The following is an 8,578-nucleotide window of genomic DNA, read 5'->3' on the forward strand; positions in this document are numbered from 1 at the left end:
GGGCCGGTTCGCCGTCGCCGGGGAGCAGCAGCAGGCTCGCGGTCAGGGCGAGGCCCCCGAGCGCGGCGACGCGTGCCCGCACCCGGGCCGCCGTGCTCGGAGCGGCGGCGTCGACCCTCCCCGCGCTGCCCGGGCGGGTGACGGCGGTGGTGACGCCGGCGATGGCGGCGGGGAGGGGTCGGGTCATGGCGCCACCGTCGCGGCCGTCACGCGGGTCGGGGGGCCGGGACCGCAGGGCCTGGGGACGCGGCGGTCGCGCCGCGGGGCTGTGGACGGACTCGGCTCGGGCGCTCCAACCCAGGAGGCGCGCGCAGCCGCAGGGCCCCGGTCCGCCGTCGGGTACGATGGGCGTCGCACCCGGTCCGCCGGGTGACATCGCGCGCCACCATCCCTCGCTCCCGGACCTGGTCCGGTGGGGGAGCGTGTGCCGGCGACGGTCCGGGTCCGCCTTCGGCGGCCCGGCGTCGGCACCGCGTGACGCCAGGGGCGTCCGGTCATCCGACCGGTGCCGACAACCGGATTGCGGACCGCTCCCTCGGTGCGGCCCGCCTGCACTCGCGCGGCCCCGACGGGCCGCGCCGGAAGGACGTGCCATGGCCGTCGTGACCATGCGCCAGATGCTCGAGAGCGGTGTCCACTTCGGGCACCAGACCCGCCGCTGGAACCCGAAGATGAAGCGCTTCATCCTCACGGAGCGCAACGGGATCTACATCGTCGACCTGCAGCAGTCGCTGTCCTACATCGACCGCGCGTACGAGTTCGTCAAGGAGACGGTCGCCCACGGCGGCACCATCCTCTTCGTCGGCACCAAGAAGCAGGCGCAGGAGCCGGTGGCCGAGCAGGCCGCCCGCGTGGGCATGCCCTACGTCAACCAGCGCTGGCTCGGCGGCATGCTCACCAACTTCCAGACGGTGAACAAGCGCCTGCAGCGCCTCAAGGAGCTCGAGGAGATCGACTTCGACGACGTCGCGGGCAGCGCCTTCACGAAGAAGGAGCTCCTCATCATGCGTCGCGAGCGGGACAAGCTCGCCAAGACGCTCGGCGGCATCCGCGACATGGCGAAGGTCCCCTCCGCCGTGTGGATCGTCGACACGAACAAGGAGCACCTCGCCGTCGACGAGGCGCGCAAGCTCGGCATCCCCGTCGTCGCGATCCTCGACACGAACTGCGACCCGGACGTCGTCGACTACCAGATCCCGGGCAACGACGACGCGATCCGCGCCGTCACGCTGCTCACCCGCGTGATCGCCGACGCCGCCGCCGAGGGCCTCATCTCGCGCCACTCCGGTCGCACCGCCAGCACCGAGGGTGCCGCGGACGCCGCGGCCGAGCCGCTCGCCGAGTGGGAGCGCGAGCTGCTCGCCGGCGCGGGTGACGCGTCGACGGGTGCGGCCGTCCAGACCGAGCCGAAGGTCGCCGAGCGCGGCGACCACCACGAGCCGAGCAGCGCGACCGCCGTCTCCGACGACCTCCCGGCGACGGCCGAGGCCGCCGCGGCCGAGGTCGAGAGCCCGGTCGACGCGATCGGCACGACGGACCAGGGTGCGCCGACCGGTCAGGACGCCGCTCCGGCCGCCGAGGCCGAGGGCGTGGCCGAGCCGGCCGCGGACGAGACCGCCAAGTGACATCCGCCCCGGGCGCCGCGAGGCGCCCGGGGCACCGCCGACAGACAAGAGGGACTCACCCATGGCGAACTACACCGCCGCTGACATCAAGGCCCTGCGCGAGCGCACGGGCGCCGGCATGCTCGACGTCAAGAAGGCGCTCGACGAGGCCGACGGCGACGCCGAGAAGGCGCTCGAGATCATCCGCGTCAAGGGCCTCAAGGGCGTGAGCAAGCGCGAGGGCCGGGCGGCGTCCGACGGCCTCGTCGCCGCCGAGGTCACCGACGGCCCGGACGGGCAGACCGGCGTCCTCATCGAGCTCAACTCCGAGACGGACTTCGTCGCGAAGAACACGACGTTCATCGCGCTGGCCGAGAAGGTCCTCGCGGCCGCGGTGGCCGCGGGCACCGACGACGTCGCCGCGGTCCTCGCGTCCGACCTCGACGGCCGGACGGTCCAGGAGACGATCGACGAGACGGCCGCGACCCTCGGCGAGAAGGTCGTGCTCCGCCGCGTCGCGCGCCTGACGGCGCCGGCCGTGAGCGTCTACCTGCACAAGGTCAACAAGGACCTCCCGCCCCAGGTGGGCGTCCTGCTCGGCACGGACGAGGCCGGTGCGGCCGTGGGCCGCGACGTCGCGATGCACATCGCCGCGTTCTCGCCGACGTTCCTGAACCGCGACGAGGTGCCGGCCGAGACCGTCGAGGCCGAGCGACGCATCTCCGAGGAGACCGCGCGCAACGAGGGCAAGCCCGAGGCCGCGCTCACGAAGATCGTCGAGGGCCGCCTCACGGGCTTCTTCAAGGAGAACGTCCTGCTCGACCAGGCGTACGCCAAGGAGAACAAGAAGTCGGTCGGCCAGGTCCTCACCGAGGCCGGCGGCACGGCCACGGGCTTCGCGCGCTTCCGCGTCGGAGCCTGAGCCCGGTCCCGCCCGCGCGTCCGCCCCATGGCGGCGCGCGGGTGGGCCGGCTCGACCGTCCGGGCGGCTGCGGCACCCGGACGCGCAGGACCCCGGCGCCGGTCGCGCCGGGCCGGGACGCGACGACGGAGGCCCTGTGAACCCCACCACCGCTCCCGGGCCGACGCCCGGCGGTACGCCCGAGACCCGGACCGACGCCGCGAGCAGCGCCGCGACGCCCGCGCGCCGCGTGCTCCTCAAGCTCTCGGGCGAGACGTTCGGCGGCGGGAAGATCGGGCTCGCGCCCGACGTCGTGCGCCGCGTCGCCGTGGAGATCGCCGAGGCGGTCCGCGCGGGCGTCGAGGTCGCGATCGTCGTCGGCGGCGGGAACTTCTTCCGCGGGGCCGAGCTGTCCCAGAGCGGTCTCGACCGCGCGCGGGCGGACTACATGGGGATGCTGGGCACGGTCCTCAACTGCCTCGCGCTGCAGGACTTCCTCGAGCAGGCCGGCGTGAGCACGCGCGTGCAGACCGCCATCGCGATGGGCCAGGTCGCCGAGCCGTACATCCCGTTGCGCGCGATCCGCCACCTCGAGAAGGGCCGCGTGGTGATCTTCGGCGCGGGCGCCGGGATGCCGTACTTCTCGACCGACACCGTCGCCGTCCAGCGTGCGCTCGAGACGCACTGCCAGGAGGTCCTCATGGGCAAGAACGGCGTCGACGGCGTCTACACGGCGGACCCGCGCACGGACCCGGCCGCCGTCCGGCTCGAGGAGCTGACCTACACCGAGGCGCTCGTCGAAGGCCTCGAGGTCATGGACGCCACCGCGCTGAGCCTGTGCCGGGACAACGACGTGCGCATGCGCGTCTTCGGCATGGGGGAGCCGGGCAACGTCACGCGGGCGCTGCAGGGTGAGAGGATCGGCACGCTGCTCACCGCGGGCTGACACCGGCGCACGCGCCGCACACACGACGAGAACGAAGGAGCACCGGTGATCGACGACACCCTCCTCGAGGCCGAGGAGAAGATGGACAAGGCGATCGAGGTCGCGAAGGAGGACTTCGCGACCATCCGCACCGGTCGCGCCAACGCCGCGATGTTCACCAAGATCGTCGTGGACTACTACGGTGCGCCGACCCCGCTGCAGCAGCTCGCGTCGTTCACGACGCCCGAGGCGCGCACGATCATCATCTCGCCGTTCGACCAGTCGTCGCTCGGCAACATCGAGCGGGCCCTGCGCGACTCCGACCTGGGCGTCAACCCCAGCAACGACGGCAAGATCATCCGCGTCGTGCTGCCTCAGCTCACGCAGGAGCGGCGCCGGGACTACGTGAAGCTCGCCAAGACGAAGGCCGAGGAGGCGCGCGTGTCGGTGCGCAACATCCGCCGTCGTGCCAAGGAGGAGCTCGACCGCATCGTCAAGGACGGCGAGGCCGGCGAGGACGACGTCTCGCGTGCGGAGAAGGAGCTGGAGGCGCTGACCAAGCGCCACACCGACCTCGTCGACCAGATCCTTGCCGCCAAGGAGAGCGAGCTGCTCGAGGTCTGATGGGCGAGGCGACGGGGACCGAGGTGACGGCGCAGCGCGCGGTGGTGAGCACGCCGCGCGCGGGCCGTGACCTGCCCATCGCCGTCGGCGTCGGGCTCGCGCTGCTCGCCCTCGTCGCGGGCTCCCTGATCTTCCGCAAGGAGGGCTTCATCCTCGTCGCGGCGCTCGCGTGCGGCGTCGCGCTGTGGGAGCTGGCGCACGGGTTCGTGCGGCGCGGCATCCACATCCCGCTCCTGCCGCTCCTCGTCGGCCTCGTCGGCATGCTGGTCTCGGCGTACACGTCGGGCGCCGAGGCGCTCCTCGTCGCGTTCATGCTCACGGCCGGCGGCGTCGTCGTCTGGCGCGTTCTCGACGGGACCGGCCCGGCCGCGCTGCGCGACGCGGCGGCCGGCACGTTCGCGACGGCGTACATCCCGTTCATGGCGGGCTTCGTCATGCTCATGCTCGCCGAGCCGGACGGCGCGGCGCGGGTGGGGCTCTTCGTGCTGCTCGCCGTCGCGAACGACACGGGCGGGTACGTCGCCGGCGTGCTCGCCGGTCGGCACCCGCTCGCGCCGACGGTCAGCCCGAAGAAGTCGTGGGAGGGTCTCGCCGGCTCGATGGTGCTCGCGGGCGCCGTCGGCGGCGTGGGCGTCGTCCTGCTCTTCGACGCGTCGCCGCTGTTCGGCGTCGCGCTCGGGGCCGCCTCCGTGCTGACCTCGACGCTCGGCGACCTCGCGGAGTCGCTGCTCAAGCGCGACCTCGAGCTCAAGGACATGGGGCGGCTCCTGCCCGGCCACGGCGGCGTGCTCGACCGCCTCGACTCGCTCCTGCTCACCGCACCGCTCGTCCACCTCCTCCTGCTCGTCGCGCTGCCTGCCGGCGCGGCGGCCTGACAGACTGCTGGCTGACATGACTGAGGTCCGACCGGGCGCCGAGGGGCGCCCCCCGCTCACCCTGACGATGGCGGCGCCGCGCCGTGGCAAGCCGCCGCAGCACTTCGCCGACCTGGCACCCGACCAGCGCGGGCCGGCCGTCGCCGCGCTCGGCGAGAAGGCGTTCCGCGCCAAGCAGCTCGCCACGCACTACTACACGCACCTGACGAGCGACCCCGCGGAGATGACCGACCTGCCGCAGGCGGGCCGCGAGGAGCTCGTGGGCAGCCTCTTCCCGCCGCTGCTGCGCTCGATCCGGACGCTCGAGGCCGACGGCGGCACGACCGTCAAGACGCTGTGGCGGCTGTACGACGACGTCAAGGTCGAGTCGGTCCTCATGCGCTACCCCGGACGCTCGACGCTGTGCGTCTCGAGCCAGGCCGGCTGCGGGATGGCGTGCCCGTTCTGCGCGACCGGTCAGCAGGGCCTCACGAGGAACCTGTCGACGGCGGAGATCGTCGAGCAGGTGCGCCTCGCGACCCGCGCCCTCGCGCGCGGCGAGATCGCCGGCGGACCGGGGCGGCTCACCAACCTCGTCTTCATGGGCATGGGTGAGCCGCTCGCCAACTACCGCGTCGTCGTGGACGCCGTGCGGCGGTTCGTCGCGCCCGCGCCCGACGGCTTCGGCATGTCCGCCCGCAACGTCACGGTCTCGACCGTGGGCCTGGTGCCGGCGATCGACAAGCTCGCCAAGGAGGGCATCCCGGTGACGCTCGCGCTGTCGCTGCACGCCCCCGACGACGACCTGCGCAGCGAGCTCGTGCCGATCAACACGCGCTGGACGGTCGACGAGGCGCTCGACGCCGCGCGTCGCTACTTCGAGGCGACCGGCCGGCGCGTGAGCATCGAGTACGCCCTGATCAAGGACATGAACGACCACGCGTGGCGGGCGGACCTGCTGGGGGAGAAGCTCACGGCCCGCGGCAAGGGGTGGGTGCACGTCAACCCGATCCCGCTCAACCCGACCCCCGGCTCGATCTGGACGGCGAGCGAGCGCCACGTCGAGGCGGAGTTCGTGGCTCGGCTGCGCGCCCACGGCATCCCGACGACGGTCCGGGACACCCGGGGGAGCGACATCGACGGGGCGTGCGGGCAGCTCGCCGCCGAGGAGGCCTCATGACGGCGATGTTCCGCACGGCGGGACGCCTGCGCTCGGGCTACGACCCCGAGCAGGTCGACGAGTTCTTCACGCACGCCCGCAAGGTCTACGAGGGCGAGCTGCGTGAGCCGCTGTCGGGCTCCGACGTGCGCCGCGCGGCCTTCGACCTCGTCCGCGGCGGGTACGCGACGACGTCGGTCGACGCCGCGCTGGACCGGCTCGAGCGCGCGTTCGTCGTGCGGCAGCGGCAGGAGTTCGTCGCCGCGCACGGGCAGCAGGCGTGGATGGAGCACCTCGCGGCGCAGGCGCGCACGCTCTACGGACGTCTCTCGCGGCCCGACGGCGAGCGCTTCGCCCCGGCCGAGCGCGGCCAGCAGGGCTACGACCCGGACGACGTCGACGCGCTGTGCCACCGACTCGTCGACTACTTCGACCACGGCCAGAGCCTGACGTCCGACGAGATCCGGACCGCGACGTTCCGCCGGCGCAAGGGCCGCGGGGCCTACGCCGAGGCGCCCGTGGACGCGTTCTGCGACCGCGCGATCGAGGTGCTGCTCGGCGTCGAGTGACGCGTCAGACGTCCGGCTCCTCGCGGGTGGTCCGGCCCTCCGCCGGGATGTCCTCGTCGAGCATGACCTCCTGCATCTGCAGGATCCGGTGCTCGATCCGGGCGACGTCGAAGAGCTCGACGTCGCTGTTGTCGCCCGCCGTCTGGACCACGAGCGTGCCGCAGCCCAGCACGCGGTCCAGGAGCGACTGCCGGTAGCTCACCGAGTGCACGCGGTCGATCGGGATGTCCTTGCCCTCGCGCGCGAGGACGCCGCGGCGGCTGATGAGGCGGCGCGTCGTGAGGGTGTCGGTCGAGGTGACCCAGGCCAGGAACGGACGCAGCCCGAACCACAGGACCAGCACCACGGCGACGACGCCGACGGCCCAGCGGAGCCACGCCTGCCGCTCCGTGTCGGGCGCCAGCTCGAGCAGGACCACGGCCGTCGCCGCGCCCGCGAGCACCGTGACCAGCACCGGGACGACGAGGTTCTTCCAGTGCGCGTGCGCCGTGAACACGACGCGCTCGCCGGCCGCGAGCATCGACTCCTTCACCATGCCCGGATCATCGCACCCGCCGGCACCCGCCCGCGCCGTGCCGGGAGCCGCGCCGGGCGACGTGGTGGGAGACGTGCTGGACGACGTGCTCGGGCACGTGCTGGGAGACTGCACGCGTGACTCGCACCGTGACCATCCTCGGCTCGACCGGATCCATCGGCACCCAGGCCGTCGACGTGGTGCTGCGCCATCCCGACCGGTTCCAGGTCGTCGGGATCAGCGCGGGCGGTGCGAACCCTCGGCTGCTCGCGGACCAGGTGCTGACGCTCGGGGTGCAGACCGTCGCGGTCGCCGACCCGGCGGCCGGCTTCCGCGTGCTCGAGGAGGTCACCCGGCTGGCGGCCGAGCGGGGCATCGGCGCGGTCGGCGTCGAGCTGCTCGTCGGTCCGGACGCCGCAACCCAGCTCGCGGGGCGCGGCGCCGACGTCGTGCTCAACGGCATCACGGGGTCGGTCGGCCTCCGGCCGACGCTCGCCGCGCTCGAGGCGGGCTCGACCCTCGCGCTCGCGAACAAGGAGTCGCTCGTCGTCGGCGGTGCGCTCGTGCGTGCGGCGCAGCGGCGGCCCGACCAGGTCGTACCGGTGGACTCCGAGCACTCGGCCATCGCGCAGTGCCTGCGCTCGGGCACACGGGCCGAGGTCCGGCGGCTCGTCCTCACGGCGTCGGGCGGACCGTTCCGCGGCCGGTCCCGCGACGAGCTGAAGCCCGTCTCGCCCGAGCAGGCGCTCGCGCACCCGACGTGGTCGATGGGCCCGGTGGTGACGATCAACTCGGCGACGCTGATGAACAAGGGCCTCGAGCTCATCGAGGCGCACCTGCTCTTCGACGTCCCGGTCGACGACATCGCGGTGGTGGTCCACCCGCAGTCCGTCGTGCACTCGATGGTCGAGTTCGTCGACGGCTCCACGATCGCCCAGGCGTCGCCGCCCGACATGCGGCTGCCGATCGCGCTCGGCCTCTCGTGGCCCGACCGGCTCGACCCGGTCACCCCGCCGTGCGACTGGACGTCGGCCACGGCGTGGACCTTCGAGCCGCTCGACGACGAGGTGTTCCCCGCGCTGCGGCTCGCACGAGCGGCGGTCGCGGCCTCGGCGACCCATCCGGCCGTCCTCAACGCGGCCAACGAGGAGTGCGTGGACGCGTTCCTCGCCGGCCGCATCGGCTTCCTCGACATCGTCGACACGGTCACGCGGGTCGTCGAGGAGCACGACGGCCGCCCGGACCCGACGCTCGACGACGTGCTCGACGTCGAGCGCTGGGCCCGGTCGCGGGCGCACGAGGTGCTCGAGCGGCGGTGACGCCGCGCTCCGCCGGGCGCACGCGAGGCGCCCGTCAGGCACCCGGCCAGGCGCGTCAGGCGCGCGTGCGGCGGTGGTGGGCGACGAGCGCCGCGGCGAGCGCGAGCAC

Annotated in this window: 10 protein-coding genes; 8 read left to right on the forward strand and 2 right to left on the reverse strand. The window is 73.6% G+C overall.

Translation table 11 applies throughout. From position 1 onward, the window contains the following. The coding region (locus ICW40_RS05520; RefSeq protein ID WP_221652835.1) for a hypothetical protein at positions 1-187 on the reverse strand (187 nt) is incomplete at its 3' end. A gap of 406 nt (positions 188-593) precedes the next feature. Here ICW40_RS05520 and rpsB point away from each other — a divergent pair. The 7 genes from rpsB (at position 594) to ICW40_RS05555 (ending at position 6,636) form a co-directional block, all read left to right on the forward strand. Then, complete coding sequence (gene rpsB, locus ICW40_RS05525; protein WP_221652836.1) at positions 594-1,625, forward strand: 30S ribosomal protein S2; 1,032 nt, start codon at positions 594-596, stop codon at positions 1,623-1,625. 61 nt (positions 1,626-1,686) lie between these two features. Further along, positions 1,687-2,526: a translation elongation factor Ts gene (tsf, locus tag ICW40_RS05530; protein ID WP_221652837.1), complete on the forward strand. Its 840-nt coding sequence runs from the start codon at positions 1,687-1,689 to the stop codon at positions 2,524-2,526. 229 nt (positions 2,527-2,755) lie between these two features. Further along, positions 2,756-3,451: a UMP kinase gene (pyrH, locus tag ICW40_RS05535; RefSeq protein WP_221652843.1), complete on the forward strand. Its 696-nt coding sequence runs from the start codon at positions 2,756-2,758 to the stop codon at positions 3,449-3,451. Between the two features lie 45 nt (positions 3,452-3,496). Continuing rightward, complete coding sequence (frr, locus tag ICW40_RS05540) at positions 3,497-4,054, forward strand: ribosome recycling factor (RefSeq protein ID WP_221652838.1); 558 nt, start codon at positions 3,497-3,499, stop codon at positions 4,052-4,054. Beyond that, on the forward strand, positions 4,054-4,929 hold the full coding sequence (locus ICW40_RS05545; protein ID WP_221652839.1) for a phosphatidate cytidylyltransferase: 876 nt from the start codon (positions 4,054-4,056) through the stop codon (positions 4,927-4,929). Before frr ends, ICW40_RS05545 begins: the two co-directional genes overlap by 1 nt. A gap of 67 nt (positions 4,930-4,996) precedes the next feature. After that, on the forward strand, positions 4,997-6,088 hold the full coding sequence (rlmN, locus tag ICW40_RS05550) for a 23S rRNA (adenine(2503)-C(2))-methyltransferase RlmN (protein ID WP_221652844.1): 1,092 nt from the start codon (positions 4,997-4,999) through the stop codon (positions 6,086-6,088). After that, a complete protein-coding gene (locus ICW40_RS05555) occupies positions 6,085-6,636 on the forward strand; it encodes a DivIVA domain-containing protein (protein ID WP_221652840.1) in 552 nt (183 codons plus the stop codon). The genes rlmN and ICW40_RS05555 overlap by 4 nt, the downstream gene beginning before the upstream one ends. Before the next feature lie 4 nt (positions 6,637-6,640). Here the strand turns inward: ICW40_RS05555 and ICW40_RS05560 are convergent, their stop codons facing one another. After that, positions 6,641-7,171, reverse strand: a complete 531-nt coding sequence (locus ICW40_RS05560) for a PH domain-containing protein (protein WP_221652841.1) — start codon at positions 7,169-7,171, stop codon at positions 6,641-6,643. Positions 7,172-7,287: 116 nt separating this feature from the next. Here ICW40_RS05560 and dxr point away from each other — a divergent pair, with 116 nt between their 5' ends. After that, on the forward strand, positions 7,288-8,469 hold the full coding sequence (gene dxr / locus ICW40_RS05565; RefSeq protein WP_221652842.1) for a 1-deoxy-D-xylulose-5-phosphate reductoisomerase: 1,182 nt from the start codon (positions 7,288-7,290) through the stop codon (positions 8,467-8,469). Positions 8,470-8,578: the final 109 nt, after the last annotated feature.

Origin of the sequence: Actinotalea ferrariae, assembly GCF_019733465.1 — a bacterium.
GTDB classification, from domain to species: Bacteria; Actinomycetota; Actinomycetes; order Actinomycetales; family Cellulomonadaceae; genus Actinotalea; species Actinotalea ferrariae_A.

Excerpts from the sequence above, each read along its gene's own strand:
- rlmN (WP_221652844.1), top strand. The coding sequence starts at position 4,997 with ATGGCGGCGCCGCGCCGTGGCAAGCCGCCGCAGCACTTCGCCGACCTG.
- rpsB (WP_221652836.1), top strand. The coding sequence starts at position 594 with ATGGCCGTCGTGACCATGCGCCAGATGCTCGAGAGCGGTGTCCACTTC.
- ICW40_RS05555 (WP_221652840.1), top strand. The coding sequence starts at position 6,085 with ATGACGGCGATGTTCCGCACGGCGGGACGCCTGCGCTCGGGCTACGAC.
- ICW40_RS05560 (WP_221652841.1), bottom strand. The coding sequence starts at position 7,171 with ATGGTGAAGGAGTCGATGCTCGCGGCCGGCGAGCGCGTCGTGTTCACG.
- tsf (WP_221652837.1), top strand. The coding sequence starts at position 1,687 with ATGGCGAACTACACCGCCGCTGACATCAAGGCCCTGCGCGAGCGCACG.
- ICW40_RS05545 (WP_221652839.1), top strand. The coding sequence starts at position 4,054 with ATGGGCGAGGCGACGGGGACCGAGGTGACGGCGCAGCGCGCGGTGGTG.